The following is a 26805-nucleotide window of genomic DNA, read 5'->3' as shown; positions in this document are numbered from 1 at the left end:
TCAGGGGCAGGTCGAGCACGCGGAGGCCGTTGACGGCGGGGCCGCGGGACGGCCGATGGACGGCATGCCCAGCGAGACCCCGGCGGCACCGTCAGGCTTGCCCTGCCGGGCCTCCCAGGCGTCGCCCGCGCGGGTCCGGCGGATGCCGGCGGCGGGCTTGTCGGCCACCAGGTGGTGCGGCGCCGCGTACGTGATCTCGACCGTGACCATGTCACCGGGCCGCACCGGCTCGTCCGGGGCGGCGAAGTGCACCAGCCGGTTGTCGGGCGCGCGGCCGGACAGGCGCCGGGTGGCGCCGTCCTTGCGGCCCTCGCCCTCGGCGACCAGTACCTCGACGGCGCGGCCGAGCTGCTTCTTGTTCTCGGCCCAGGAGATCTCCTCCTGGAGGGCGATCAGGCGCTCGTAGCGGGCCTGCACGACCTCCTTGGGGATCTGGCCGTCCATGGTGGCGGCGGGCGTGCCGGGACGTTTGGAGTACTGGAACGTGAACGCCGACGAGAAGCGCGCCTCGCGCACGACGTGCAGCGTCTGCTCGAAGTCGTCCTCGGTCTCGCCCGGGAACCCGACGATGATGTCGGTGGTGATCGCGGCGTCCGGGATGGCGGCCCGCACCTTCTCGATGATCCCCAGGTAGCGCTCCTGGCGGTAGGAGCGGCGCATCGCCTTGAGCACCGGGTCCGAGCCCGACTGCAGCGGCATGTGCAGGGACGGCATCACGTTGGGCGTCTCGGCCATCGCGGCGATCACGTCGTCGGTGAAGTCCTTGGGGTGCGGGGAGGTGAACCGGACCCGCTCCAGGCCCTCGACGCCGCCGCAGGCGCGCAGCAGCCCGGCGAACGCCGACTGGCCGTTCGCGGTCATCTCGCGGACCTCGCCGGGCGCGGTGGCCAGGGAGCCGAAGCCCGACCCGTAGGCGTTGACGTTCTGGCCGAGGAGGGTGATCTCCTGGACGCCGTCGGCGACCAGGGCCTCGATCTCGGCGAGGATCTCGCCCGGCCGGCGGTCCCGCTCCTTGCCGCGCAGCGACGGGACGATGCAGAACGTGCAGGTGTTGTTGCAGCCGACGGAGATCGACACCCACGCGGCGTACGGCGACTCGCGGCGGGTCGGCAGGGTCGACGGGAAGGTCACCAGGGACTCTTCGATCTCGACCTGCGCCTCCTCCCGGACGCGCGCCCGCTCCAGCAGCACCGGCAGCGAGCCGATGTTGTGCGTGCCGAAGACGACGTCGACCCAGGGCGCCCGCCGGACGATGGTGTCGCGGTCCTTCTGCGCCAGGCACCCGCCGACCGCGATCTGCATGCCCGGACGCCCGTCCTTGACGGGCCGCAGATGGCCGAGGTTGCCGTAGAGCCGGTTGTCCGCGTTCTCCCGTACCGCACAGGTGTTGAACACGACGACATCGGGCTCGGCACCGGCCTCGGCGGCGCGGACGTAGCCGGCGTCCTCCAGCAGGCCTGACAGCCGCTCGGAGTCGTGGACGTTCATCTGGCACCCGTAGGTACGGATCTCGTACGTGCGGGCGCCGGTCTCCATAGGCGCATTCATGACAGTGACCAAGCGTACGCGGCGGCGCCGGGTCCCCGCGCGTGATCATTCAGTGCCGTGATGTCGATCATGAGTTGGCTCACCGTCACGCGCGGTGTTCGTTAATAACCGAGGCATAACAACGTGGTCACCATATGAGATGACCCCGTACCCCGAAGGCGCTCCAGTCGATCAACGACGGTTCGCGAATTCCCCCGCCGACGTGGGGATTCGTGATCGGATCGGTACCGCGCCGAGGGTTGTTCATTGCTAATGATGACGTAAAGTCCGGGCCCATGACGGACAGCGGAGTCGGGCCCGAGCCGGGCAAGGAAGACGGCGGGCCCCAGGATGACACCCAGGGCGGTGCCCCCCTCGTCGTCCTGGAGAACGTCAACAAGCACTTCGGTGAACTGCACGTTCTCAAGGACATCAACCTCACCATCAACCGCGGCGAGGTCGTCGTCGTGATCGGCCCCTCCGGCGGCGGCAAGTCCACGCTGTGCAGGTCGATCAACCGGCTCGAGCCGATCGGCGACGGCACCATCCTCGTCGACGGCAAGAAGCTGCCCGAGGAGGGCAAGGACCTCGCCCGGCTCCGTGCGGACGTCGGCATGGTGTTCCAGTCCTTCAACCTGTTCGCCCACAAGACGATCCTCGAGAACGTCATGCTCGGACCCGTCAAGGTCCGCAAGTCGGGCAGGCAGGAAGCCGAGAAGCACGCGATGGAGCTGCTCGAGCGGGTCGGCATCGCCAACCAGGCCCAGAAGTACCCCGCGCAGCTCTCCGGCGGCCAGCAGCAGCGCGCCGCGATCGCCCGCGCGCTGGCCATGAAGCCCAAGGTGATGCTCTTCGACGAGCCCACCTCGGCCCTTGACCCGGAGATGGTCAAGGAGGTGCTCGACGTCATGACGAGCCTGGCGACCGAGGGCATGACCATGATCGTGGTCACCCACGAGATGGGCTTCGCCCGCCGTGCCGCCCAGAAGGTCGTCTTCATGGCCGACGGCCAGATCGTCGAGGAGAGCACCCCCGACGAGTTCTTCACCAACGCGCGCACCGAGCGCGCGAAGGACTTCCTTTCCAAGATCCTCACGCACTGAGCCGCTGGGGCTCCGTCAGGGAAGAAGAGGTAGTAACAGACATGCGCGTTCGCAAGTACGGGGTGGCCCTGGCGGCGTTGGCCGCGGGTGCCATGGCGGTGTCCGGTTGTGCCGAGAAGAAGGAAGACTCGGTCGCCGACAAGAAGAAGCTGATCATCGGCGTCAAGTACGACCAGCCGTCGCTGGGGCTCAAGTCCGGCAGCGGGGTCGAGGGCTTCGACGTCGACGTCGCCAACTACATCGGCAAGAAGCTCGGCGCCACGGTGGAGCTCAAGGAGGCCAAGTCGGCCAACCGCGAGACCTTCCTGGCCAACGGCACGGTCGACCTGGTCATCGCGACCTACTCGATCACCGACGCCCGCAAGCCCAAGGTCACCTTCGCGGGCCCGTACGTGATCACGCACCAGGACATCATGGTGCGCAAGGACGACACCTCCATCAAGGACCTCGCGTCGCTCAAGGGCAAGAAGCTGTGCGCGGTGGCGGGCTCCAACTCGTGGAAGAACATCACCGAGGGCCCCAACAAGCAGAACACCAAGGTCGCCGCCGAGACCGTTCCGGCGCAGGGCTACGACGACTGCATCACCAAGCTCAAGGGTGACTCCCTCGACGCCGTCTCCACCGACGCCACCATCCTGGCCGGCTTCGTCGCGCGCGACGGCGGCACCACGATGAAGGTCGTCAACTCGCCGTTCACCGACGAGAAGTACGGCATCGGCCTCAAGAAGGGCGACACCAAGGGCTGCGAGGCCGTCAACAAGGCCGTCACGGACATGTACAAGGACGGCACGGCCAAGACCCTCTGGGACAAGTGGTTCGGCAAGGCCGGACTTCCGTTCGACGCCGCGCAGCCGGCGCCCAACGGCTGCAGCTGACCCATACGGTTCGACCAAAGGGCCGGTGAGCCCCTCCGGGGTTCACCGGCCCTGGTTCGAGATGGTGGAGCACGATGGACGTTCTCTTTGATTTCACACCGGTCTTCGACCGCATGGACGACATCGCCCAGGGGTTCTGGGCGACGATCCGCCTGGCGTTGATGAGCGGAGTCCTGTCGCTGATCCTGGGCACCGTCCTGGCCGGGATGCGGGTCTCGCCGGTCAGGATCTTCCGCGGCGCGGGCACGGTGTACGTCAACATATTCCGCAACACGCCGCTGACCCTCATCCTCGCGTTCTGCGCGCTGGGCCTGAGCGACACGCTCCACATCAAGCTCTCGAACCAGTCGACGGTCAACTTCTACTGGCTGGCGGTCTTCGGGCTCTCGGCCTACACGGCGGCGTTCATCTGCGAGGCGCTCCGCGCCGGCATCAACACCGTGCCGCTGGGCCAGGCGGAGGCGGCGCGCGCGATCGGCCTGACGTTCTTCCAGTCGCTGCGGCTGATCATCCTGCCGCAGGCGTTCCGGTCGGTCATCGCGCCGCTGGGCAGCATCTTCATCGCGATGACCAAGAACACCACCGTGGTGATCGTCGCCAGCTACGTCGAGTCGGCGTACATGATGCGGCAGCTCTTCGACGAGGAGGGCGCGACCATCCCGATGTTCGCCGCGTTCGCGATCGGGTTCATGATCCTCACCCTGCCGATGGGCTTCTTCTTCGGCTGGCTGTCCAAGCGAATGGCGGTGGCTCGATGACGACGTCCGTGGACACGCCGGCGCCCAAGCCGACCAAGGCGAAGAAGAGCGAGCCCTCGGTCCTGTTCGACGCGCCGGGGCCGCGCGCCCGGGTGCGCAACAACATCATCGCCGTCGTCGGCACGCTGATCCTGCTCGGCATCGCGTACGTGGTCTACGGGCGGCTCGACGAGGAGAACCAGTTCGCCGGGGAGCTCTGGGAGCCGTTCCTGGAGGGCGAGACCTGGACCGAGTTCATCATCCCGGGTCTGCTGGGCACCCTTTACGCCGCGGCGATCGGCTCGGTGCTGGCGCTGCTCTTCGGTGTGGTGTTCGGCCTGGGGCGGCTGTCGGACCACTGGTGGATCCGGGTCCCGTCCGGCGCGGTCGTGGAGTTCTTCCGGGCGATCCCGCTGCTGATCCTGATCTTCTTCATCTTCTCCGGGCCGCCCACGATCGCGACCGCGTTCAACCGCGAGTTCATCGAGATCACCCCGTTCATGGCGGTGGTCGCCGGCCTGACCCTCTACAACGGGTCGGTGCTCGCGGAGGTGTTCCGCGCGGGCATCCTGTCGATCCCGAAGGGGCAGTCGGAGGCCGCGTACGCGATCGGGCTGCGCAAGAACGGCGTCATGCGGCTGATCCTGGTGCCGCAGGCCGTGACCGCGATGATGCCGGCGATCGTCGCCCAGCTCGTCGTCCTGCTGAAGGACTCGGCGCTCGGCTCGATCATCGCGTACGAGGAGCTGCTGACCCTGGGCTTCTACCAGATGAAGGCCAACTACGGGAACGCCGTGGCCGCCCTGGTCGTGACGGGCGCGATCTACATCATGATCAACATGGCGCTGGGCTACCTGGCGACCCGGCTGGAGGCCAGGTCCCGGCGGAGCCGCAAGAGCACCGCCAAGACGATGGGCGTGGGCATCGGCACCCAGCCCGCCGTCGGTGTGTCGGGCGTCAACCAGACCCCGCCGAGCATCAGCGGCGACACCGGCGGCGTCTGACCCGCCGGCCGCCGCCCGCGGCGCGACACGTCTCTCGAAGGGGCGTCACCGATCTCCGGTGGCGCCCCTTCGCCGTTCACCGTTCGCCGTTCACCGGCGGTGCGGGCCGCGGCCCGCGTGCGGGAATCTTCGTCCGGGGGTCCGGGTTCTTGCGGGTGTGACGCAGGACGTGGATGTCGCGGTGATCGGGGCCGGCCAGGCGGGGTTGTCGGCCGGGTACTTCCTGCGGCGGGCCGGCCTGGACTTCGTGATCTTCGACCACGCGCCGCGGCCGGGCGGGGCGTGGCAGTACCGGTGGCCGACGCTGACCCTCGGCGCCGCGCACGGCATCCACGACCTGCCGGGCCTGCCGCTGGAGTCGCGCGATCCGCGGCGGCCCGCGTCGGAGGTCGTGTCGGAGTACTTCGCGCGGTACGAGCGCGAGTTCGGCCTGGACGTGCACCGGCCGGTGGACGTGACGGCGGTGCGGGAGGCCGGCGACGGGCGGCTGCTCGTGGAGGGCTCTGAGAGCCTCCTCATCGCCCGAACGTTGATCAACGCGACCGGGACCTGGGACCGGCCGTTCCTGCCCTTCAAACCGGGGATGGCGGACTTCCGCGGACGGCAGCTGCACACCGCCGGCTACCGGGGGCCCGCGGAGTTCGCCGGGCTGCGCGTGCTGGTCGTCGGCGGCGGCGCCTCGGCGACGCAGGCGCTGATGGAGATGGCGCCGGTCGCGGCGCAGACGACCTGGGTGACGCGGCGCGAGCCGGTGTGGGTGGAGGGCCCGCTCGACGGCGCGGCGGCCGTGGCGCGGGTCGACGAGCGGGTGCGGCGCGGGCTCCCGCCGGGGAGCGTGGTGGGCGCCACCGGGCTGCTGCTGACCGACGAGGTGCGCGCCGCGCGGGAGAGCGGCGTGCTGGCGCGGCGGCCGATGTTCGAACGCGTGACGCCGACCGGCGTCGAGTGGCCGGACGGGCGGCGGCTGGACGTCGACGTCATCCTGTGGGCGACCGGGTTCAGGGCCGCTCTGGACCACCTCGCGCCGCTGCGGCTGCGGGGCCCCGGCGGGGGCATCCGGATGGACGGGACGCGCGTGGCGGATGATCCCAGAATTCACCTTTTGGGGTACGGACCGTCCGCGAGCACGATCGGTGCGAATCGGGCGGGGCGCACCGCCGTACGGCAGGTGAAGGCCCTGCTGAAAGGCCCCGGGCGCGCACCGGCTCCGGAGGCGACCGGCGCTCGGTGAGCGGCTTGTATCTTTCCGAGTTCAACTGGCGGTTCATGGCCCCAACCTGTCCCCGTTTGCGGGACGATTCGCATATGACCGCTCGTGCGACCCTTCCCTACGGCTCCTGGCCCTCCCCCATCTCCGCAGCCGACGTCGCCCGTGCGCGGCTGCGCCTCAGCTTTCCCATTGTTCACAACAGTGATGTGTGGTGGCAGGAGACCCGGCCCGAGGAGGGCGGAAGAACCACGGTCATCCACCTTCGGGGCGGGCATCGCACCGAGTTGCTCCAGGCCCCGTGGGACGCGCGGACCCGCGTTCACGAATACGGCGGGCGGTCATACCTGCCGGTACGCACCGCCGACGGCCACGCCATCGTGTTCTCCAACTATGACGACCAGCGGTTGCACCGTCTCGATCCGGGCGATCCCAAGCCGCGGCCGCTGACGCCGGAGCCGGCGCTGCCGGGCGGGCTGCGGTACGCCGACTACGTGTTGTCGCCCGACGGCACCGAGGTGTGGTGCGTCTGCGAGGGCCACACGCCCGAGGGCATCCGCCGCGCGATCGTCGCCGTGCCGCTCGACGGCAGCGGCGCCGACGACGCCGGGCTCATCCGCGAGCTGGTCAGCGGCGCGCACTTCTACGCCAGCCCGTCGCCGTCGCCCGGCGGCGGCCACCTGGCGTGGGTGCAGTGGAGCCACCCCCGCATGCCCTGGGACGGCACCGAGCTGCGCGTCGCCGCGATCGAGGACGGCAAGGCCGTGGCGCCGCGCACCGTCAAGGGCGGCCTCACCGAGTCCGTGCTCGCCCCGTTGTGGCGCGACGACAGCAGCCTCTACGTGATCTCCGACTGGCCCGGCTGGTGGAACATCTACCAGGTCGGGCTGTACGGGGAGTCGCCGCAGGCGCTCTACCCGGCCGAGGAGGAGTTCGCCGGGCCGTTGTGGACGCTCGGCGGCATGCCGTACGCGCTGCTGGAGGACGGCCGCCTCGCGGTGCTGCACGGCGAGGGCGACATGCGCCTGGGCGTCTACGACCCGGAGACGCTGGAGCTCACCGACCTCGAGGGCCCCTACGACGACTGGACGCCGGCGTTGTCGGCGCACGGGACCACCATCGTCGGCATCGCGGGCGGCCCCGCCATCCCGTCGTCGGTCGTCCGCGTCGACGTGACGACCGGCCGGGTGGAGGGCCTGCGGCGCGAGCTCGCCGAGGTGCCCGACATCGCCTACCTCCCCAAGCCTCGCAGCGAGCAGCTGGAGGGGCCGTTCGGGCGGCCGGTGCACGCGCACATCTACCCCCCGTCCAACCCCGAGGCCGCCGCGCCGGAGGGCGAGCGCCCGCCGTACGTGGTGTTCGTGCACGGCGGGCCGACGTCGCGGACGACCAAGGTGCTCAGCCTGGAACGTGCGTACTTCACCAGCCGCGGCATCGGCGTCGTCGACGTCAACTACGGCGGTTCGACCGGCTACGGCCGCGCCTACCGTGAACGCCTCCGCCGCCAGTGGGGGGTGGTGGACGTCGAGGACGCCATCGCCGCCGCCCAGGCCCTCATCGACGGCGGCATCGCCGACCCGGCCCGCATGGCGATCCGCGGCGGCAGCGCCGGCGGCTGGACGGCTCTGGCGGCGGTGACCCAGACCGACCTGTTCAAGGCCGCCACGTCCTACTACGGCATCAGCGAGCTGCAGAGCTTTGTGGCGTCCACGCACGACTTCGAGTCGCAGTACCTGTTCGGGCTCATCGGCCCGCTGCCCGGCTACGAGCGCGCGTACGAGGAGCGGTCGCCCCTCACCAATGCCGACCGCACCGCGTGTCCCGTCCTGCTCCTGCAAGGCCTGGACGACCCGGTCGTGCCGCCCGACCAGTCCGAACGGTTCGCCGCGGCCCTCACCGCCAAGAAGACCCCGCACGCCTACCTGACGTTCGAGGGCGAGTCCCACGGCTTCCGGCGCGCCGAGACCACCGTCACGTGCCTGGAGTCGGAGCTCGCGTTCTACGGCCAGACGCTGGGTTTCGCGCCGCGGGGCGTCACGCCCGTCACCCTGCAGACCTGAGGTGGTGCGCGTGGGCGCCGGCCGTGCCTGGTTGGCCGACGCCCACGCGGTCTAGGGCCCGACGTTCAGCGCGTCGCGGCGGTTCTGGCGGGCGTCCGCGGGCAGCAGGTAGCCGTCCCGCAGGTTGCGCGCGTCGGCGCGGACGACGGCCGACAGGTAGCGGCCGGGGGCCGGGTAGAGCCGTTCCAGCAGCGCCCGGTCGAACGGCACGTGCGTGCCGAAGAGGACGCAGAACGTCTCCCCCGAGTTGTCGCCGGTGTTGAGCGCCCGCGGCGCCTCGACCTGCGAGAGCCTGATGCCGCCGCGCGCCAGCCCGAGCTCGTCGCGGGCCTTCGTCCCGTCGGCGGCGAACTCCAGCGGCGCCGCCGCGGGCGGCCGCACCCCCTGGCGTACCCACCGCACCAGGTGCGCGTACGAGGCGGCGATCACGTGGTGGAGCGGCACGCGGCTGTACGGCGGCCGCGCGCAGTCGTAGGTGGGAGCCTCGCCCAGGTCACGGGTGAGCAGCGGCTGCCGGTACTGCTGTCCGTACCAGCCCGAGTGCGCCGCCCCGGCGACCTCCCAGCGCCGCAGGCCGTCCCGTTCGGCGGGCCGGGCGGGCGACCGGACGTCGGTCTCGGACAGCACATGGAACACCGGCTCCCGGCCCGCCCTGCTCGGTGCCGACCCGACGATGGTGGCGTACGCGTCGAAGACGGCCTCGGTCTGGGGCAGCACCGCGTCGTAGTAGACCGTCATCCGGCCCGCCGACTGCGACGCCCCCACCGCCAGCAGCGTGCGCGCCTTCAGCGGCTTCCGAAACGCCTTGGCCGCCTGCGCGAAGATCGAGTACGACAGCTCGTCCGCCGTGAAACGCCCGCCGCCGGTCACGTCCAGGTCCCCGTACCGCGCCGGGCTCCAGCCCCGCAACTGGTCGACGCCGACCCGCTGCGCCGAGATCCCGGCCCAGGCGTACCCGGCGCGCATCAGCTGGTCGGGGGTCCACAGGGCGTCCAGGTCGAACCCCGCCGAGACGTTCTGCCATTCGGCGAGCACCGTCCCGCTGAAGCGCGCCCTCTTGAGCGGCTTCCGCACCAGCACCCGTGTCTTGTAGGGAACGCCCTCGGCGAGGAGCTCACCCCTCGTGCTGTAGGCGTCCGCCCTGCCCGACACGTAGAACTCCTGCTCCACGTAGCCGTGCGCCGCAAGATCAACGTCAGTCGCCAGCCAGGGATAAGTCCCCTCGATCTCCTCCGCCTTTGGATCCCCCGGCAACGCCCCGGGCAAAGGCCCCTCAACCGAAGCCCCCGCAACCGCCCTCTGCGCAGCCCCCACACCGTGAGCGGCCGCCGCACCATGGCCGACCGCCGCCCCCCGGGCAGCCGCCGCACCATAGCCGACCGCCCCCTGGGCGACCGTCGCACCGTGGGCGACCGTCGCACCGTGGGCGACCGTCCCACCATGGGCGGCGGTCTCGCCATAGGCGGCGGTCGCACCGTAGGCGGCCGGGTTAGCCATAGCGGCCACGACAAGGGCCGCCACCCATGCCCGACCCACCCGAGACAACCCGAAGCCCATGAGGAGACGTCCTTCCGATCAGACCGCTGGCCCGATCGTCTCCGCCGTCCCCTCCCCCGCGCATCGGCAAAATCGCCAGTCCCTCCCCCGGAACCCACAGCCCCACCGCGCAGGCCCGATGCCACATACAGCGCACGAACTCGTGGCGGGCTCAGCGTGCGGGCCCGGTGGCGCGCTCAGGGGGTGAAGTCGATGGGCGCTCGGTGGACGGGACTTTTGGTCAGCGGGCGAACTCTATGGCGCGGGACTCTCTGACCACGGTGACGCGGATCTGGCCGGGGTAGGTGAGCTCGTCCTCGACCTGCTTCGCGATGTCGCGCGCGATCACCTGGGCCTGGATGTCGTCGACGGAGTCGGGCTTGACCATCACGCGGATCTCGCGGCCGGCCTGCATGGCGAAGACCTTCTCGACGCCCTCGTGCTTGTCGCGGGCGATCTCTTCGAGGCGTTCGAGCCGCTTGACGTAGGCCTCCAGCGACTCGCGGCGCGCCCCCGGGCGGCTCCCGCTGATCGCGTCCGCGGCCTGCGTGAGGACGGCCTCGACGGTGCGGACCTCGACCTCGTTGTGGTGCGCCTCGATGGCGTGCACGACGTCCTCGTGCTCGCCGTACCGGCGGGCGATCTCCGCGCCGATCAGCGCGTGGCTGCCCTCGACCTCGTGCGTCAGGGCCTTGCCGATGTCGTGCAGCAGCGTGCAACGTTTGGCCTGCTCCACCGGCAGCCGCAGCTCACTCGCCATGATCCCGGCGATGTGCGCGGACTCGATGAGGTGCTTGAGCACGTTCTGCCCGTACGAGGTCCGGTAGCGCAGCTGCCCCAGCAGCGCGATCAGCTCGGGGTGCATGTCGGCGACGCCCAGCTCGACGAGCGCGTCCTCGCCGGCGCGCACGCACAGCTGCTCGACGTCGGACTTGCTGCGCTCGTAGATCTCCTCGATCCGCTGCGGGTGGATGCGCCCGTCCAGCACGAGCTTCTCCAGCGTCAACCGCCCGACCTCCCGGCGCACCGGATCGAAACAGCTGAGCAGCACGGCCTCGGGGGTGTCGTCGATGATCAGGTTGACCCCGGTCGTCGACTCGAACGCCCGGATGTTGCGGCCTTCCCGCCCGATGATGCGGCCCTTCATCTCGTCGCCCGGCAGATGCAGCACCGACACCACCGACTCGGTGGTCTGCTCGCTGGCGACCCGCTGGATGGCCAGCGTGACGATCTTGCGCGCCCGCTTCTCGCCCTCCTGCCGCGCCGCGTTCTCGATCTCCCGGGTGATCGGGATGGCCTCGCGCTTGGCCTGGTTCTCCAGGACGGAGACGAGTTCGGACTTGGCCTCCTCCGCCGTCAGCCCGGCCACCTGTTCGAGCGCCTGCCGCCGTTCCTCCTCGGCCTTGCCGAGCTCGGCCCTGCGCTCGTCCAGGGCGTGCTTGCCCTCGGAGAGCTTGCCCGCCCACTCCTCCAGGCGGCGCACCTCGCCGTCCAGCCGCTGCTCCCGTTCGGCCAGCCGCGTCTCGCGGCGTTCGAGATCCTCGCGGAGGGAACGGATGTCGTCGCGGAGCGCGCGGGCCTCCTCGTCCAGCTCCGCCCGCTGCGTCTGGACGAGCTGGTGCGCCTGCGTCTCGGCCTTGGCGAGGATCTCCTCGGCGTCCGTCTTGGCGGCGGCGCGGATCTCGTCCGCCTCCTGCCGCACCTGGGACAGCTCGTCTTCCAGCGCCTTACCGGAGGGCCTGCGGAGGACGAGGATGACGAGAGCGACCAGGGTCACCAGCAGTGCGGCACCCAGCAGGACGCTCTCCATGGGGCGGTCCCTTCCTCGCGCAGGGGCCCCATCGGGAATTGGAGCCCTTGGTCCTGCGAGGTTTCACCCGCGTCACAGCCGATATGGGTACACGACGACACTCGGGCGTCCGCCTAACGGAACCCGAGAAACCGTTACGCCGTGGTCCTCTATACCTCTCAACTGCTCGAACGTGCCCAGTCGTATGGCAATCCGCTGTGCGCGGAGTAATTCCTCACTGCCGTAACGGTAAGCGGCATAGAGGTAATGAGCAAGCAAACCTCGGGCATTCCGGACTAACCGAACGGGCCTGTGACGAGTTGCTCACCGCCCGAGAACCTCCCCGATCAGCGCACCCACCTGCCCGATCCCTCTCCACGATCGAGTAAGCCTGAGTCAGATCCCGGTCAGGATCCCCGTCATTCCCCCCGGGCGTGTCGTCGCCACCGCCGGCGGGTCAATCCCAGGGGGTGGGGTCGTGGGCGTCGTCGAGGTCGGCGCCGTCTTCGGCCAGGGCCTCTTTGACCACCCGGTAGGCGAGACCGGGTGAGTAGCCCTTGCGGGCGAGCATGCCGACGAGGCGGCGGGTGCGTTTGGCGGGGTCGAGGCCTCGGGTGGCGGCGACCTTGCGGGCGATGAGCTCGCGGGCGGTGCGTTCCTCCTGCTCGGGGTCCAGCGCCTCCACCGCCTCGCTGACGGTCTCGTGGTCGACGCCACGCTGTCGCAGCTCCGCCGCGAGGGCACGTTTGGCCAGGCCACGGCCAGTGTGGCGGGACTGCACCCAGGCCTGAGCGAACGCCTCGTCGTCGATCAGGCCGACGTCGGTGAAACGTCCGAGCACGTTGTCGGCGACGTCGTCCGGCACGTTCTTGCGCCGAAGGGCGTCGGCGAGCTGGGCGCGGGTGCGCGGGGACGTGGTGAGCATGCGCAGGCAGACCTCCCGCGCGACGGCCTCCGGGTCGGCCGGGGGCGCGTCCGCGGCGGCGCTTCCCTCCGTGGGCCCGCCGGGGTCACGGCGGCGTCTGCGCCGGCCGCTCATGGCGCGCCCCGCACGAACACGGGCCGCGAACCGAGCCGGTCTCGGGGAGCGAGCCGGTCTCGGGGAGCGGCGGCGCCATCGGGGAAGGACCGAACACCGGTCTGCCGGTGCCGGAAAAGGCGCCGCCGCCCTGCATACGAGATCATTCCTTAACCTTCGTCAAGAGTCACCCTGAATGGCGGATTCCCTGTCAGAACTCACCAAGGGGTGAGACGGAGTCAGGAGTCGCCCGGCTTGGGGGTCTTGGCCTTGCGGCCCGAGGCCGCGGCGGCCGCGACGGCCGCGGGCTTGGCGGCCCCGGCGGTCTCCGCGGCCTCCTTGTCGACCCGGGGACCGACGCCCAGCTTCTCCTTGATCTTCTTCTCGATCTCGTCGGCGGTGTCGGGGTTGCTCTTGAGGAAGTTGCGGGCGTTCTCCTTGCCCTGGCCGAGCTGGTCGCCCTCGTAGGTGTACCAGGCGCCCGACTTGCGGACGAAGCCGTGCTCGACGCCGAGGTCGATCAGGCCGCCCTCCTTGCTGATGCCCTGGCCGTAGAGGAGGTCGAAGTCGGCGACCCGGAAGGGCGGGGCCATCTTGTTCTTGACGACCTTCACGCGGACGCGGTTGCCGACCGCCTCGGTGCCGTCCTTGAGCGTCTCGATGCGGCGGACGTCGAGGCGGACGGAGGCGTAGAACTTCAGCGCCCGGCCACCGGTCGTGGTCTCCGGCGAGCCGAACATGACGCCGATCTTCTCGCGCAGCTGGTTGATGAAGATGGCGGTGGTCTGGGTCTGGTTGATCGCACCGGTCATCTTGCGGAGGGCCTGGGACATCAGCCGGGCCTGGAGGCCCACGTGGCTGTCGCCCATCTCGCCCTCGATCTCGGCCCGGGGGACGAGCGCGGCGACCGAGTCGATGACGACGATGTCGATCGCGCCGGAGCGGATCAGCATGTCGGTGATCTCGAGGGCCTGCTCGCCGGTGTCGGGCTGGGAGACCAGCAGCGCGTCGATGTCGACGCCGAGCTTCCTGGCGTACTCGGGGTCGAGGGCGTGCTCGGCGTCGACGAACGCCGCGATGCCGCCCGCCTTCTGCACGCTGGCGACCGCGTGCAGCGCGATCGACGTCTTGCCGGAGCCTTCCGGCCCGTAGACCTCGACGACACGGCCGCGCGGCAGTCCGCCGATGCCGAGCGCGATGTCGAGCGCGATCGCACCGGTCGCGATCACCTCGACCGGCGCCCGCGCCTCATCGCCCATCCGCATGACCGAGCCCTTGCCGAACTGCCGCTCGATCTGGGCCAGTGCGGTCTCGAGAGCCTTCTCCCGGTCGTTCGCTGCCATGCTTGCCCCTTGTCCTGTCTGTCGTCGCCGGCCTGACGGCTCTCGCCCGGGCCTCATTTCGAGATGTCGTGGGCGACGTTACGGGGAGCCACCGACAGTTTGGAGACTCCGACGCGGTTGTGGATAACGTCGCATGCGCGGGACAGCTTACCGAACACTCGTTCGATCATGTTGTCGCGATCCGGATTGGGTGGGAATCTCCGTGCAGACGGGGGTTCCGAACCCGTACGCTGGCGCCGTCCACGGAGGGTTGCATCATGACGCTGACCGTTCTCTTCTGCGTCGATCCGCTCCACCCCCGGCGCGTAGATCCCCATTTCTCCCGCGAGGCCGCCGCGGTGCGGGACCATTACGGCGAGATCGCCTTGATCGATCACGACGCGCTGCAACAGGGCGACGTCGATTCGGCGGTTCGCGCGGTGCCCGGTGACCTGGGGCCCGTCTGGTACCGCGGCTGGATGATGACCAGCGAGGAGTACGCCACGCTCGCCGCCGCCCTCAAGACGCGCGGCGCCGTCCTGCTGACCCACCCGGAGGACTACCAGCGCGCGCACGAGCTGCCGGGATGGCACGACACCTTCGCAGGGCTCACCCCGTCCAGCGTGTGGCGCCCGCTGGCGCCGCTGGAGGATCCGGGCGACCTGAGCGAGCTGGTACGGCCGCTGCCCACCGGCCCGGCCGTCGTCAAGGACTACGTGAAGTCGCGCAAGCACGAGTGGAACGAGGCATGCTTCGTCCCGGACGTCCACAACCTCGGGCAGCTCCGCACCATCGTGGCCAAGATGATCGCGTTGCAGGACCAGTTCCTGGCGGGCGGCCTGGTCGTGCGGGAGTACGAGGAGTTCGGCGACGGGGGCGAGGCGCGCGTGTGGTGGGTGGACGGGGAGCCCGTCCTGGTGGGGCCGCATCCGGACAGCCCCGGTGTCGAGCCCCAGCCTGATGTGGACGTGGTGGCGCCAGCCGTGCGCTCCCTGGGCTGCCGGTTCATCACCACCGATCTGGCCAGGCGCGCGGACGGCGCATGGCGCGTGGTGGAGGTGGGCGACGGGCAGGTGAGCGACCTGCCGTCGACGGTGGATCCCATGGATCTCTACGCGCATCTGCCCGTGCCCGATTGAGCCGTCCGCAATGTGACGGAACCGGAATGCGCGTGCCTTCCGTCTCAGTACACATCGCCCCTAGGCTTTGGGCGCTGTGTTGTCGGATCGCTTGTCGATGAGGGGTCCTCTCCAGCCGTCCGGAACCCCAGGGGTGCCCGCAATCTGATTCGAAGGGCGTGTTCAGCTTGCCTCCACAGGAGTCCCGGCGCCGGCTCAGTTCCCGCGCGGTGAAGATCGGGATGCTGAGCGCGCTGTCCTTGTCGGTGGTGTCCTGCTCGTCGGACGACGACGGCGGCGACACGGTCACCGCCTACTGCGTCGTCGACGAGGACTCCGCGTTCCCCTCGTCGTCGCCAACGCCGTTCCCCGCGGCCACCCCGGGCGACGGCTACCAGGTCGTGGACGACGACCTCTGCGACGACCCCGACAGCACCTCCACGACCCGGAGCTCGCACTCCAGCTACTTCTGGTACTACGGCGGCGTCCGCACCACCAGCGGCCGTGTCACCGGGGGCAGCAAGTACATGCCGAGCGGCACCAACATCACCTCCGCCGGCGGCAAGACGATCCGGAGCGGCTTCGGCGGCTCGTCCAGCAGCCACAGCGGTTCCGGCGGCTGACGCATGCGACGCGAACGTTCGACTCCGCGTGCCGACTGGGCGGAGAAGGTGGAGTCGCACGGGCTGGCCTTCCATCGGACCGCGCACCCGGAGCACCTCCCCCGCCCCTACTGGGACGAGTCGGTGCAGTACGTCTTCGAGATGGACGAGGTCCTGGCGCTCGAGGAGACGGTCGAGGAGCTCCACCGCATGTGCCTCCAGGCCGTGGATCACGTCGTCACCACCGGCCGCTACAACGTGCTCGGCATACCCGACTGGGTCGCGCCCCTGATCGAGGAGTCGTGGCGGCGCCGCGACCCGCATCTGTACGGGCGGTTCGACCTGCGCTACGACGGCACCGGCCCGGCCAAGCTGCTGGAGTACAACGCCGACACCCCGACCGCCCTGGTCGAGAGCGCCATCGTGCAGTGGTACTGGCTGCAGGACGTCTATCCCGGCGACGACCAGTGGAACTCCATCCATGAGCGCCTGGTGGCCCGGTGGAAGGAGATCCTGCCCGGTCTGCCCGACGGCCACCCGGCGCACTTCGCCTGGACCAACGCCGACGAGACCGGCGAGGAGGTCATGACGATCGCCTACATGCAGGAGACCGCCGAGGAGGCGGGCCTGCGGGGGGTGGCGATCGCGATGGAGGACCTCGGCTGGAATCCGGGGCGCCGGCGTTTCGTCGACCTGGACGAGAACGAGATCCGCACGCTGTGCAAGCTCTACCCGTGGGAGTGGGTCGTCGCCGAGCCCTTCGGCCGCCACGTCCCCCAGGCCCCCACCGCGTGGATCGAGCCCATCTGGAAGATGGTGCTCTCCAACAAGGCGCTCCTGGTGCTGCTGTGGGAGCTGTTCCCGGGCCATCCCAACCTGCTTCCCTCGTTCCTCAACACGCCCTCCACGCTCACCTCGTTCGTCCAGAAGCCGCTGCTGGGACGCGAGGGCGCCAGCATGCGGATCGTCACGCCGGACGGGATGGAGACGCGCACCGAGGGCACCTACGGCGCGGAGGGCTTCGTCTTCCAGGAGTTCTGCGCGCTGCCCGACTTCGACGGTGAGCACCCCGTCCTGGGCGCCTGGGTGGTCCACGACGAGTCGGCGGGGCTCGGCATCCGTGAGACATCAGGCCTCATCACCGACGACACCTCGTCCTTCGTCCCCCACCGCATCCCCCTCTGAAGGAGCCCCATGAACACCGTCACCAACGACGACAGCCTCCTCCAGGTGCTGCTGGAGGGCAGCGGGGCGCTCCTGGCCTACGCGGCGGTGGGCCTGGTGCTGTTCGTCGTGGGCTTCTACATGACCGACCTCGCGACGCCCGGCCGGCTGATCACCGTGATCCGCGACCACCGCAACCCGAACGCCACGCTCCTGGCGGTGGCCTCGACGGTCGGCGTCGGCCTCATCGTCTCGGTGTCGATCTACGCGTCGCACGGCGACCTCGTGGAGGGGCTCACCCGCACGCTGGTCTTCGGCGGTGTCGGGATCGTCGCCATGACCGTCGCCACCCAGGTCTTCGACCGCGTCGTCGGCATCAGCATCAAGAAGCTCGCCGACGACGCCGACGACAAGCTGGAGCCGGCGGCGGTCCTCCTCGCGGTCGCCAACCTGATGATCGGCGTCGTCACCGCCGTGGCCACCTACTGACGCCGGCGGAACTGCCGTGCCCTGGCTGCGGCCGTCACTGCGGCTGAACGCCGCCGACCGTGCGCGGCTGGACGTTCTCCTCGCCGCCGCGCCGGGGCCGGAAGCCGGCGGCGTCCTCGACCGCGTACGGCAGGCTCGGGCGGACGGCCACTGGCACCTGGAGGCGGTCCGTTTCAGGGCGGACTCCTATTCGCGGATGCTCGCCGCGGTCGCGGACCCTGATGCCGAGGCGTGGGCGGCGGCCCTGAGCTGGTTCGGGGCCCGGATCAGTGGTGGTTCGGCGCCGCTGTACGCGCATGACCGCTTCGAGCGGCAGTTCGGCGCCGCCTCCGCGACCGCGGCGAAATCAGCGTTCGTGTCGGCCTCCGTGGCGGCGGCGCCTCAGGCGGAAGAGCCTCGCGAAACCGTGCGCCCTCACATCGAGGTCAGCGATGCCGACATGACCCGTCTCGCCACCGGTACCGGCCAGAGCGGGACGGGCTCCGACCCTGGGGAGGAGGCCGAACGGCAACTCGCCCGGCTGTTGCTCTCGGCCCTTGACGCCCTGGCCACCGGCGAACGTTTCGTACGGATCGCTCACCGCCATGCGGCCTCGCTCGCCCGCGACACCACCGAGGGCGCGACCGCCTGGGCCGAGGCGCTGTCATGGGCGGCGGTCTCGGTCGACGCCCCCGAAGAGGCGCACGCGCGCCTCCTGCGGAGATTCCCCGGCCTCTCCCCTGCCGCACCGCCCGTGTGGGGTTAGTGGAGGTACTGCGGCACGTCGAACGTGGCGACCACCGCGGCCCAGATCCTCTTGGCGGGCTCACCGTCCGCGAGTGCCTGCTCCACGGTGCGTCCCTTCAGCTCGGCTATGACGTAGTCCTTGGCGACGCTCTGCGCGTACGCCTCGCCGAACTGCTGATTCATCCGATCCCAGAAGACTGTGAGCCGCACCAGGCCACGCTATCCGATCCGCGGTGGTGACCAGCCCGGACTCCGCTCCGCCACCGACGGCCCGCCCTCTGCCCCGCCTACACCTTGTACCGCTCCCGCAGGAAGTCGGCGACCTGGGCCTGCCAGTGCCGGGCCGACTCCAGCATCGCGGTCATCTCGTGCGACCCGTGAACGTGCCCGTCCCAGCAGACGACCTCCGCCTGGACGCCCGCCCGCCCGAGCCGCTCGCCATAGGCGGTGCCGTCGTCGCGGAGGATGTCGAACTCCGCCGTCATGATGAGCGCGTCCGGCAGCCCCGCCAGCTCTTGGGCGAGGAGCGGCGAGGCGTAGGGGTGGGTCCGTTCGTCCTCGTCGCAGTATTGGGCGAGGTCGGCGGCGAGGTCGTCACGCGTCAGGAGGACCCCGTCCTCGGCGCCGTTCACCGACGGCTGCCCCATCGTGAGGTCCAGCGCCGGCATCTCCAGCACCTGGGCCACCAGCGAGGGCCCGCCGCGGTCGCGGGCCAGCAGGGCCGTCGCGGCGGCCAGGTTGGCTCCGGAGGAGTCCCCGCCGATCGAGAGCCGCGTGCCGTCGATGCCGAGCGTCCCGGCGTTGCCCGCGACCCAGGCGAGGGCGGCGTAGCAGTCGTGGACGGGGATCGGGAAGCGGTGCTCGGGCGCGAGCCGGTGCTCCACCGAGACCACCACGCACCCCGCGGCCACCGCGAGCGTCGCGCACAGGGTGTCGCGGTGGTCCAGCGTGCCGAGCCACCAGCCTCCGCCGTGGACGTAGACATGGCCGGGCAGCGGCTGCCCCGGCGACTCCCTCTCGGGCGTGTACGAGCGGACGGCGATGACTCCGCCCTCCACCTCGACCTGATGGTCCGCGCGCGTGACGGGAGGCGGTGGCAGGGCCACCGACCTGGCGCGCTGGTCCATCCCGCGATGGATGAGCGCGCGGCGTTCGGCCACCGGCACCGAGGCGTCCGGCATGTGCGCGCGGGCCGCCTTGACGCGGGCGAGCAGGGGGGCGAGTTCGGGAAGCACTGGCATGACACGGCCTCTCTTTGCGACTTCTATTACAGTCACTGTATTATCTACTTCAGTCACTGTAAATAGGAGCGCGACGATGGCCGATCCCCGGGAGCAGGCGGCACCCGCCGCACAACAGGGCGCACAGCAGGGCGCACAGCGACAGAGCCCACCGCAGCAGGGCGCACCACAACGGCAGGAGGCGCCGGCGACGCGCAAGGAGCGGACCAGGCGGCGTCTCGCCGAGACCGCGACGCGGCTCTTCACGGAACGCGGGTTCGACCTGGTGACGGTCGCCGAGATCGCCGAGGCGGCCGGGGTGACCGAGAAGACGGTGTTCAACCACTTCAAGGCCAAGGAAGACCTCGTGTACGGCGACGACGACGCCTTCGAGACGGCCCTCCTTGACTGCGTACGCGCACGGCCCGAGGGCGAATCGGCGCTGGGGGCCGTCCGGCGGTTCCTCCTCGACCGTTACGGGCGCATGGCGTTCGACGCCGACCGCCGGGGCCGTGCCCAGGCCCTCGCCGCCATCGTGACCGGGAGCCCGACCCTGCAAGCGCGCGAACGGCGCATCCACGCGCGCTACGCGGACGCGCTGTGCGAGCTCATCACCGCCGAGGAGCACGCGGACCCGACCGACATCCGTCCCCGCATCACGGCCGAGGCCCTGCTCACCGTGCACCGCGGCTCGATCGCCTCGGTCCGGGCGGCGATCCTGGCGGGCGTTCCGGACGACGAGCTACCCGGACGCGCCATCACCACCCTGCGTACCGGGCTGGACCTCCTGGCCCATGGGCTGGACGACTACGCCGTCCGGACCGGCGGCTGACCCGGTCCCGCAGGGCCTCAGCCGAGGGAGTTGGTGATGTCTTCTGCGGTTCGCGGCTCGCGGCCGGCCGCGTACTCGCGATGGAGGCCGGTGAGGTAGCGCTCGACGCCCTCCACGACGCGCGCCGTCCGGTAGGAGGGGAAGACGTCGAAGGCGTGCTGCCCGCCCTTCATCTCCGCGTAGATGACGGGCGACGTCGAGATGTCGCGCAGCTTGTCCACGAACCGCCGGGCCTCGGCCACCGGGATGAGCGAGTCGTGGCTCCCGTGGATGACGAAGAACGGCGGGGCGTCCGGGCGCAGGTAGGTCACCGGTGACGCGGAGGCGAACGCCTCGGGCTCCTCCTTGAAGGAACGCTTCACCACCATCCGTTCGACCAGCGGCGTGGCCCCCATCGGCACGGGCCACGGCCCGGCCTCCACGAAGTCGTACACGCCATAGAACGGGACGGCCCCCCGCACGCTGGTGTCGACGTCCTCGAAGCCGGGCTGGAACTCCGGCACGTTCGCGCTGAGCGCCACCATCGCCGTCAGGTGCCCGCCCGCGGAACCACCCGTCACGCACAGGAAGTCGGGGTCGGCCCCGTACGACTCGGCGTTCTCCCGGTACCAGGCGATGAAGTGCTTGAGGTCGATGAGGTGTTCCGGCCAGGTGGCCCGCGGGCTGAGCCGGTAGTTCACGTTGAACCCGGCCCACCCCTGCAAGGCCATGTGCTTGAGCAGCGGCAGGCCCTGCTCCCGCTTGTCGCCTATCACCCACGCGCCGCCGTGGATCTGCATCAGGCCGGGCCGCAGCCGCCTGCCGTGCACCTCCCCCTCGGCGGCCGGGCGGTAGACGTCCAGCTTGAGCCGCAGCCGCCCCTGCTCGTGGAACACGATGTTGCGCTCGACCTTCACGCCGCGCCTGGGCAGGAAGGCCAGACCGGGCAGGACGATGTGGGAGAACGGGTAGCGCGGCGCGTCCTCGGGATCCAGGTCGAGCGGGACGCCCGAGTCGCGCAGGGTCACGATGGTCCGCCGCGCGGCGACGATGGTGACGACGGTCCCCGCCGCCCCGAGGAACCCCGCGGCGAGGCCGATCCAGCCGGCCGGGCCGTCGAGCCCGCCGTACACCGACAGCAGCGCGAGCCCGGCGACCTCGGCGACGAGCAGGTGCGGTGCCATCTCGATGGTGAGCCACCCCGCGAAGAAGCTCGGCACCAGCACCGAGACATGGCGGCGGCGAGCGCTGTGGGCGTTCGCCGTGAGCAGCAGGCAGACCAGGCCGAAGATCAACAGCACGTACGTCACGAAGGCTCCTCGCTCGGTTCCGCGCCCAGGATCCACCCAGCAAGCACTTGCTTACAACCCCTCGGACCCGGTGACGCAGGCCACCCCGCGTTTTGTCGGAGGGCCGGGGCAAGATGGGGGCATGAGCGGTGACGTGCTCGAACGCTTCTCCCCGGCCACCCGCGCGTGGTTCGCCGGGGCCTTCGCCGCGCCCACCACGGCGCAGACGGGGGCGTGGGAGTCGATCTCGGGCGGCGACAACACCCTCGTCGTCGCGCCGACCGGCTCCGGCAAGACCCTGGCCGCGTTCCTGTGGTCGCTCGACCGGCTCGCCGCAGCACCGGAGCCGCCGAGCCCCAAGCAGCGCTGCCGGGTCCTCTACGTGTCCCCGCTCAAGGCCCTGGCCGTCGACGTCGAACGCAACCTGCGGGCCCCGCTCACCGGCATCACGCAGGCCTCCCGCCGCCTCGGCCTGCCCGAGCCCGACGTCCGGGTCGGCATCCGTTCCGGCGACACGCCGGCCGACGAGCGCCGCCGCCTGGCCACCAGGCCGCCGGACATCCTGATCACCACGCCCGAGTCGTTGTTCCTGATCCTCACCTCCCAGGCCCGCGACTCGCTGCGCGGCGTCGACACCGTGATCGTCGACGAGGTGCACGCGGTCGCCGGCACCAAGCGCGGCGCCCATCTGGCCCTGTCGCTCGAACGCCTCGACGCGCTGCTCGAACGCCCCGCGCAGCGCATCGGCCTGTCCGCGACCGTCCGCCCCGTCGACGAGGTCGCCGCGTTCCTCGGCGGCCCCCGGCCCGCGGCCGTCGTCCAGCCCCCGTCCGACAAGGTCTTCGACCTCGACATCGTGGTGCCCGTCGAGGACATGGGCGAGATCTCGCAGTTCGTCGACCACTCGGGCGACACCGACCCGCGGCAGCGCTCGATCTGGCCGCACGTCGAGGACAGGCTGCTCGACCTGATCCAGGCGCACCGTTCCACCCTGGTCTTCGCCAACTCCCGCCGCCTCGCCGAGCGCCTGTGCGGCCGTCTCAACGAGCTCGCCTACGAACGGGCGGTCGAGGCGCGGCCGGAGAGCCCGCCGGGAGACGACGGCCCCCGTCCCATCACCCAGGAGGACATCGAACGCGCCCTGCAGGGCATGGCCCCGGCCGACGGATCCGGCCCGGCCTCCGACCGCCCCGCACGCCCGCCCAGCAGCAGCCCGGCCGAGATGATGGCGCAGGCGGGCGCGGCACGCGGGGTCCCCGCCGAGATCGCGCGCGCCCACCACGGCTCGGTGTCCAAGGAGGAGCGCGCCGGCATCGAGGACGCGCTCAAGCAGGGCCGCCTGCCCGCCGTGGTGGCCACGTCCAGCCTCGAGCTGGGCATCGACATGGGCGCCGTCGACCTCGTCGTCCAGGTCGAGTCGCCGCCCTCGGTCGCCAGCGGCCTGCAGCGGGTCGGCCGCGCGGGCCACCAGGTCGGCGCCGTGTCCAAGGGAGTGATCTTCCCCAAGTACCGCGGCGACCTCGTCCAGACGGCCGTCGTCGCCGAACGTATGCGCGGCGGCGAGATCGAGGCGCTGCGCTACCCGCGCAACCCGCTCGACGTCCTCGCCCAGCAGGTCGTCGCCATGGTCGCCATGGACGAGTGGCCCGTCGACGACCTCGAGACCCTGCTCAAACGTGCCGCCCCGTACGCGACGCTGCCCCGTTCCGCGCTCGAGGCCACGCTCGACATGCTCGCCGGCCGCTACCCCAGCGACGAGTTCGGCGAGCTGCGCCCGCGCCTGGTCTGGGACCGCGTCGCCGGCGTGCTGCGCGACCGGCCCGGCTCCCAGCGCCTCGCCGTCACCAGCGGCGGCACGATCCCCGACCGCGGCCTGTTCGGCGTCTTCCTCGTCGGCGAGAAGGCCTCCCGCGTCGGCGAGCTGGACGAGGAGATGGTCTACGAGTCACGCGTCGGCGACGTCTTCGTGCTCGGCGCGAGCTCCTGGCGCATCGAGGACATCACGCCCGACCGTGTCCTGGTGTCCCCGGCCCCCGGCCAGCCCGGCAAGCTCCCGTTCTGGCACGGCGACGCCCTCGGCCGCCCGGTCGAGCTGGGCAAGGCCCTCGGCGCGTTCACCCGCGAGCTGGTCGAGCTCACCCCCGACGCCGCCCGCGGCCGCGTCACGGCGTCCGGCCTCGACGAATGGGCTTCGGCCAACCTCGTCTCCTACCTCACCGAGCAGCGCGAGGCCACCGGTCACGTGCCCGACGACCGCACCCTCGTGGTCGAACGTTTCCGCGACGAGCTCGGCGACTGGCGCCTGGTCGTCCACTCGCCCCTGGGCGCCCGCGTCCACGCCCCCTGGGCCCTGGCCATCGCGGGCCGCCTCCGCGAACGCTACGGCGTCGACGCGCAGGCCATGCACGCCGACGACGGCATCGTGATCCGCATCCCCGACATGGACGAGCCGCCCAGCCTCGACCTCGCCGTCTTCGACCCCGACGACGTCGAACGCATCGTCGTCGACGAGCTCAGCGGCTCGGCCCTGTTCGCCGCCCGCTTCCGCGAGTGCGCCGCCCGTTCGCTCCTGCTCCCCCGGCGCCGCCCCGACAAGCGCATGCCCCTGTGGCAGCAGCGCCAGCGCGCCGCCCAGCTCCTGTCGGTCGCGAGCAAGTACCCCTCGTTCCCGATCGTCCTGGAGACCATGCGCGAGTGCCTCCAGGACGTCTTCGACGTCCCCGGCCTGATCCAGCTCATGCGCGACGTCTCCGGCCGCAAGGCGCGCCTGGTCGAGGTCGAGACGCCCGAGCCGTCCCCGTTCGCCCGCTCGCTCCTCTTCCACTACGTCGGCGCGTTCATGTACGAGGGCGACTCGCCCCTGGCCGAACGCCGCGCCCAGGCGCTCGCCCTCGACTCCGCCCTCCTGGCGGAGCTGCTCGGCCAGGCCGACCTGCGCGAGCTCCTCGACCCGCAGGTCGTCACCGACACCGAGCGCGAGCTCCAGCGCCTCGCCCCCGACCGCCGCGCCCGCGGCCTCGAAGGCATCGCCGACCTCCTCCGTGACCTCGGCCCCCTTACCACCACCGAAGTGACCGCCCGCACGGCCCCACCCACCGATCCCACCCCATCGTCGGCCTCCGCAAGCACCCTCCAGCCCGCCGCACCAGACCCAACCCGCGCCCCCGCGCGGCATCCAGCGGCGACAGACCAGTCCCAGCCTCCGGCGAACGCGGACACCTCCGAGCGGGACCCGACCGCGGCGGACGCCGTACGACGTCCAGACGCCTCAAGCCAGGGCGCGGACCCGAGCAGCGCAGACACGGGCAGCGCAGACCCGAGCAGCGCGGACCCGAGCAGCGCGGACCCGAGCAGCGCGGACCCGAGCAGCGCGGATGGGGTTGTGGTGGGGCGGTGGCTGGTGGAGTTGGAGGAGGCTCGGCGCGCGATCCGGGTGCGGATCGCGGGTGAGGAACGCTGGGCGGCCGTCGAGGACGCCGGGAGGCTCCGCGACGCCCTCGGGGCGCCGCTTCCGGTGGGCATCCCGGAGGCGTTCCTGGAGGCGGCGGACGACCCGCTCGGCGACCTGGTCTCCCGCCACGCCCGTACGCACGGGCCGTTCCGTTCGACGGACGTCGCCACCCGGTTCGGGCTGGGCAACGCCGTCGTCCTCGAATCCCTGCGGCGCCTGCGCGCGAACGGGCGGGTCGTCGAGGGCGAGTTCCTCCCGGTCCAGGCGGTCTCGGGCCCGCTGACCGGCGAGTGGTGCGACAACAACGTGCTGCGCATGCTGCGCCGCCGCTCCCTCGCCCGGCTGCGCGCCGAGGTCGAGCCGTCTCCGCCCGATGCGCTCGGACGGTTCCTGCCCGCCTGGCACGGCATCACCGGAGGCTCCCGCCTGCGCGGCATCGACGCCCTCGTCCAGGCGATCGAGCAGTTGCAGGGGGCGGCCGTTCCCGCGTCGGCCCTGGAGTCGCTGATCCTGCCGTCCCGAGTGCCCGGCTACTCCCCCGCCCAGCTGGACGAGCTGACGTCGGCCGGCGAGGTGATCTGGACCGGCCAGGGCGGCCTGCCCGGCGGCGACGGATGGGTCTCGCTCTACCTGGCCGACACCGCGCCGCTGCTCATGCCGGAGCCGGCGGAGATCACCCTCACGCCCGCCCACCAGGCGATCCTCGACGCGCTCGCCGACGGCGGCGCCCTCTTCTTCCGCAATCTCTCCGACCGCGTCAACGCCGTCGAGACGATCAACGACCCCGACCTGGTCACCACCCTCTGGGACCTGGTCTGGGCAGGGCATCTCACCAACGACACCCTCGCGCCCCTGCGCGCGTCCATCGGCTCGGGCCGTCCGGCGCACCGCACCCGCGCCACCCGCCGTGGCCGTCCCGTGCTGCCGTCCCGCACGGGCCCGCCGACCGCGGCCGGACGCTGGTGGATGCTCCCCGAACGCGAGACGGCGGGCACCCGCCGGTCCCACGCGCTCGCCGAGGCGCTCCTCGACCGCTACGGCATCGTGATCCGCGGCGCAGTCGCCGCCGAACGTACTCCCGGAGGCTTCGCCGCCGTCTACCCGGTCCTGCGCGCGTTCGAGGACGGCGGCCGGTGCCGCCGCGGCTACTTCGTCGAAGGCCTGGGCGCCGCCCAGTTCGCGCTCCCCGGCGCGGTCGACCGTCTCCGCGCCCTCCGTCCGGCGCCCGCTCCCGCGCCCGACCCGTGGGAGACCCCGTTCCCGGGCGATCGGTGGTCGACGCCCGCCGCGCCCGAGACCCGCGCCCGTGCGCTCGTCCTGGCCGCCGCCGATCCGGCCAACCCGTACGGCGCCGCCCTTCCCTGGCCGGCCCGCGAGGACGAGGTCGCCAGCGGCCACAAGCCGGGACGCAAGGCCGGCGCCCTGGTCGTCCTCGTCGAGGGCCGTCTGGCCCTCTATGTCGAACGCGGCGGCAAGACCCTCCTGACCTGGGACGACGACACCGAAGTCCTGCAACCCGCCGTCGATGCCCTCGCCCTGGCCGTCCGTGAAGGCGCCCTCGGCAAGCTCACCGTCGAGCGCGCCGACGGCGAGTCCATCAACGACTCACCCCTGGCCGCCGCCCTGGAAGCCGCCGGTTTCCACCCCACCCCCCGAGGCCTCCGCCTTCGCGCCTGACCGCCCCCGGCCCCCGCGCCCCGCCGCTACGCGCAGAGAGGTTCATGGGTGGGGGCGGGGTATCGGCAATATCGCCAGTC

The 26805-nt window shown here is 71.2% G+C and carries 20 protein-coding genes and 1 pseudogene; 13 read left to right on the top strand and 8 right to left on the bottom strand.

The window, feature by feature from the left end:
• Complete coding sequence (gene miaB, locus ABZ810_RS13225; protein WP_358402752.1) at window positions 1-1548, bottom strand: tRNA (N6-isopentenyl adenosine(37)-C2)-methylthiotransferase MiaB; 1548 nt, start codon at window positions 1546-1548, stop codon at window positions 1-3.
• A gap of 275 nt (window positions 1549-1823) precedes the next feature.
• Between miaB and ABZ810_RS13220 the strand changes: the two genes are divergently transcribed.
• The 6 genes from ABZ810_RS13220 (at window position 1824) to ABZ810_RS13195 (ending at window position 8513) form a co-directional block, all read left to right on the top strand.
• Window positions 1824-2630, top strand: a complete 807-nt coding sequence (locus tag ABZ810_RS13220; RefSeq protein WP_358402751.1) for an amino acid ABC transporter ATP-binding protein — start codon at window positions 1824-1826, stop codon at window positions 2628-2630.
• A 41-nt stretch (window positions 2631-2671) separates the two neighbouring features.
• Window positions 2672-3505 carry a glutamate ABC transporter substrate-binding protein gene (locus ABZ810_RS13215; RefSeq protein WP_358402750.1) on the top strand — a complete coding sequence of 278 codons (834 nt, stop codon included), beginning with the start codon at window positions 2672-2674 and terminating at the stop codon, window positions 3503-3505.
• A gap of 74 nt (window positions 3506-3579) precedes the next feature.
• Complete coding sequence (locus ABZ810_RS13210) at window positions 3580-4263, top strand: amino acid ABC transporter permease (protein WP_358402749.1); 684 nt, start codon at window positions 3580-3582, stop codon at window positions 4261-4263.
• Window positions 4260-5246 carry an amino acid ABC transporter permease gene (locus ABZ810_RS13205; protein WP_358402748.1) on the top strand — a complete coding sequence of 329 codons (987 nt, stop codon included), beginning with the start codon at window positions 4260-4262 and terminating at the stop codon, window positions 5244-5246. The genes ABZ810_RS13210 and ABZ810_RS13205 overlap by 4 nt, the downstream gene beginning before the upstream one ends.
• A gap of 157 nt (window positions 5247-5403) precedes the next feature.
• Window positions 5404-6477 carry an NAD(P)-binding domain-containing protein gene (locus tag ABZ810_RS13200; RefSeq protein ID WP_358402747.1) on the top strand — a complete coding sequence of 358 codons (1074 nt, stop codon included), beginning with the start codon at window positions 5404-5406 and terminating at the stop codon, window positions 6475-6477.
• A 74-nt stretch (window positions 6478-6551) separates the two neighbouring features.
• Window positions 6552-8513 carry a prolyl oligopeptidase family serine peptidase gene (locus ABZ810_RS13195; RefSeq protein WP_358402746.1) on the top strand — a complete coding sequence of 654 codons (1962 nt, stop codon included), beginning with the start codon at window positions 6552-6554 and terminating at the stop codon, window positions 8511-8513.
• 51 nt (window positions 8514-8564) lie between these two features.
• On the opposite strand, the gene ABZ810_RS13190 is transcribed toward ABZ810_RS13195, so the two are convergent.
• The 4 genes and pseudogenes from ABZ810_RS13190 to recA all read right to left on the bottom strand — a co-directional run bounded on the left by ABZ810_RS13190 (window position 8565) and on the right by recA (window position 14199).
• Window positions 8565-9827, bottom strand: coding sequence for an alpha/beta hydrolase domain-containing protein (locus ABZ810_RS13190; protein WP_358402874.1), 1263 nt, complete (start codon window positions 9825-9827; stop codon window positions 8565-8567).
• 463 nt (window positions 9828-10290) lie between these two features.
• Window positions 10291-11859, bottom strand: a complete 1569-nt coding sequence (rny, locus tag ABZ810_RS13185; protein ID WP_358402745.1) for a ribonuclease Y — start codon at window positions 11857-11859, stop codon at window positions 10291-10293.
• 436 nt (window positions 11860-12295) lie between these two features.
• Window positions 12296-12880, bottom strand: a pseudogene (gene recX, locus ABZ810_RS13180) (recombination regulator RecX); the annotation flags it as partial.
• Window positions 12881-13095: 215 nt separating this feature from the next.
• Window positions 13096-14199: a recombinase RecA gene (gene recA, locus ABZ810_RS13175; protein WP_358402744.1), complete on the bottom strand. Its 1104-nt coding sequence runs from the start codon at window positions 14197-14199 to the stop codon at window positions 13096-13098.
• A gap of 257 nt (window positions 14200-14456) precedes the next feature.
• Between recA and ABZ810_RS13170 the strand changes: the two genes are divergently transcribed.
• From ABZ810_RS13170 to ABZ810_RS13150, 5 genes are all read left to right on the top strand, one after another.
• Window positions 14457-15317: an ATP-grasp domain-containing protein gene (locus ABZ810_RS13170; protein WP_358402743.1), complete on the top strand. Its 861-nt coding sequence runs from the start codon at window positions 14457-14459 to the stop codon at window positions 15315-15317.
• A 209-nt stretch (window positions 15318-15526) separates the two neighbouring features.
• Entirely contained in the window at window positions 15527-15919 is a 393-nt protein-coding gene (locus ABZ810_RS13165) for a hypothetical protein (RefSeq protein ID WP_358402742.1), read from the top strand.
• A 3-nt stretch (window positions 15920-15922) separates the two neighbouring features.
• Complete coding sequence (locus tag ABZ810_RS13160; RefSeq protein WP_358402741.1) at window positions 15923-17083, top strand: glutathionylspermidine synthase family protein; 1161 nt, start codon at window positions 15923-15925, stop codon at window positions 17081-17083.
• Between the two features lie 9 nt (window positions 17084-17092).
• Complete coding sequence (locus tag ABZ810_RS13155; RefSeq protein ID WP_358402740.1) at window positions 17093-17551, top strand: DUF350 domain-containing protein; 459 nt, start codon at window positions 17093-17095, stop codon at window positions 17549-17551.
• A gap of 16 nt (window positions 17552-17567) precedes the next feature.
• On the top strand, window positions 17568-18296 hold the full coding sequence (locus tag ABZ810_RS13150; RefSeq protein ID WP_358402739.1) for a hypothetical protein: 729 nt from the start codon (window positions 17568-17570) through the stop codon (window positions 18294-18296).
• Here ABZ810_RS13150 and ABZ810_RS13145 read toward each other — a convergent pair.
• The gene (locus ABZ810_RS13145; RefSeq protein ID WP_358402738.1) at window positions 18293-18487 is read right to left on the bottom strand and encodes a DUF3046 domain-containing protein; all 195 of its coding nucleotides are present in this window, start codon (window positions 18485-18487) and stop codon (window positions 18293-18295) included. The genes ABZ810_RS13150 and ABZ810_RS13145 overlap by 4 nt on opposite strands.
• Before the next feature lie 77 nt (window positions 18488-18564).
• A complete protein-coding gene (locus ABZ810_RS13140; RefSeq protein ID WP_358402737.1) occupies window positions 18565-19518 on the bottom strand; it encodes an alpha/beta hydrolase in 954 nt (317 codons plus the stop codon).
• A 76-nt stretch (window positions 19519-19594) separates the two neighbouring features.
• Here ABZ810_RS13140 and ABZ810_RS13135 point away from each other — a divergent pair, with 76 nt between their 5' ends.
• On the top strand, window positions 19595-20329 hold the full coding sequence (locus tag ABZ810_RS13135; protein WP_358402736.1) for a TetR/AcrR family transcriptional regulator: 735 nt from the start codon (window positions 19595-19597) through the stop codon (window positions 20327-20329).
• 17 nt (window positions 20330-20346) lie between these two features.
• Here the strand turns inward: ABZ810_RS13135 and ABZ810_RS13130 are convergent, their stop codons facing one another.
• The gene (locus ABZ810_RS13130) at window positions 20347-21618 is read right to left on the bottom strand and encodes an alpha/beta hydrolase (protein ID WP_358402734.1); all 1272 of its coding nucleotides are present in this window, start codon (window positions 21616-21618) and stop codon (window positions 20347-20349) included.
• 121 nt (window positions 21619-21739) lie between these two features.
• Here ABZ810_RS13130 and ABZ810_RS13125 point away from each other — a divergent pair, with 121 nt between their 5' ends.
• Window positions 21740-26725, top strand: a complete 4986-nt coding sequence (locus ABZ810_RS13125; protein WP_358402732.1) for a DEAD/DEAH box helicase — start codon at window positions 21740-21742, stop codon at window positions 26723-26725.
• Window positions 26726-26805: the final 80 nt, after the last annotated feature.

It is taken from the genome of Spirillospora sp. NPDC047279, assembly GCF_040643285.1.
Taxonomy (GTDB): Bacteria; Actinomycetota; Actinomycetes; order Streptosporangiales; family Streptosporangiaceae; genus Spirillospora.
Note: the sequence above shows the minus strand (reverse complement) of the source record. Positions and strands in the feature narration are given on the sequence as shown.

What these genes read in the sequence shown, in the direction of transcription:
- ABZ810_RS13170 (WP_358402743.1), top strand. Translation starts at nt 14,457, where the DNA reads ATGACGCTGACCGTTCTCTTCTGCGTCGATCCGCTCCACCCCCGGCGC.
- ABZ810_RS13155 (WP_358402740.1), top strand. Translation starts at nt 17,093, where the DNA reads ATGAACACCGTCACCAACGACGACAGCCTCCTCCAGGTGCTGCTGGAG.
- ABZ810_RS13220 (WP_358402751.1), top strand. Translation starts at nt 1,824, where the DNA reads ATGACGGACAGCGGAGTCGGGCCCGAGCCGGGCAAGGAAGACGGCGGG.
- ABZ810_RS13160 (WP_358402741.1), top strand. Translation starts at nt 15,923, where the DNA reads ATGCGACGCGAACGTTCGACTCCGCGTGCCGACTGGGCGGAGAAGGTG.
- ABZ810_RS13210 (WP_358402749.1), top strand. Translation starts at nt 3,580, where the DNA reads ATGGACGTTCTCTTTGATTTCACACCGGTCTTCGACCGCATGGACGAC.
- ABZ810_RS13195 (WP_358402746.1), top strand. Translation starts at nt 6,552, where the DNA reads ATGACCGCTCGTGCGACCCTTCCCTACGGCTCCTGGCCCTCCCCCATC.
- ABZ810_RS13215 (WP_358402750.1), top strand. Translation starts at nt 2,672, where the DNA reads ATGCGCGTTCGCAAGTACGGGGTGGCCCTGGCGGCGTTGGCCGCGGGT.
- ABZ810_RS13135 (WP_358402736.1), top strand. Translation starts at nt 19,595, where the DNA reads ATGGCCGATCCCCGGGAGCAGGCGGCACCCGCCGCACAACAGGGCGCA.
- miaB (WP_358402752.1), bottom strand. Translation starts at nt 1,548, where the DNA reads ATGAATGCGCCTATGGAGACCGGCGCCCGCACGTACGAGATCCGTACC.
- recA (WP_358402744.1), bottom strand. Translation starts at nt 14,199, where the DNA reads ATGGCAGCGAACGACCGGGAGAAGGCTCTCGAGACCGCACTGGCCCAG.
- rny (WP_358402745.1), bottom strand. Translation starts at nt 11,859, where the DNA reads ATGGAGAGCGTCCTGCTGGGTGCCGCACTGCTGGTGACCCTGGTCGCT.
- ABZ810_RS13205 (WP_358402748.1), top strand. Translation starts at nt 4,260, where the DNA reads ATGACGACGTCCGTGGACACGCCGGCGCCCAAGCCGACCAAGGCGAAG.
- ABZ810_RS13125 (WP_358402732.1), top strand. Translation starts at nt 21,740, where the DNA reads ATGAGCGGTGACGTGCTCGAACGCTTCTCCCCGGCCACCCGCGCGTGG.
- ABZ810_RS13140 (WP_358402737.1), bottom strand. Translation starts at nt 19,518, where the DNA reads ATGCCAGTGCTTCCCGAACTCGCCCCCCTGCTCGCCCGCGTCAAGGCG.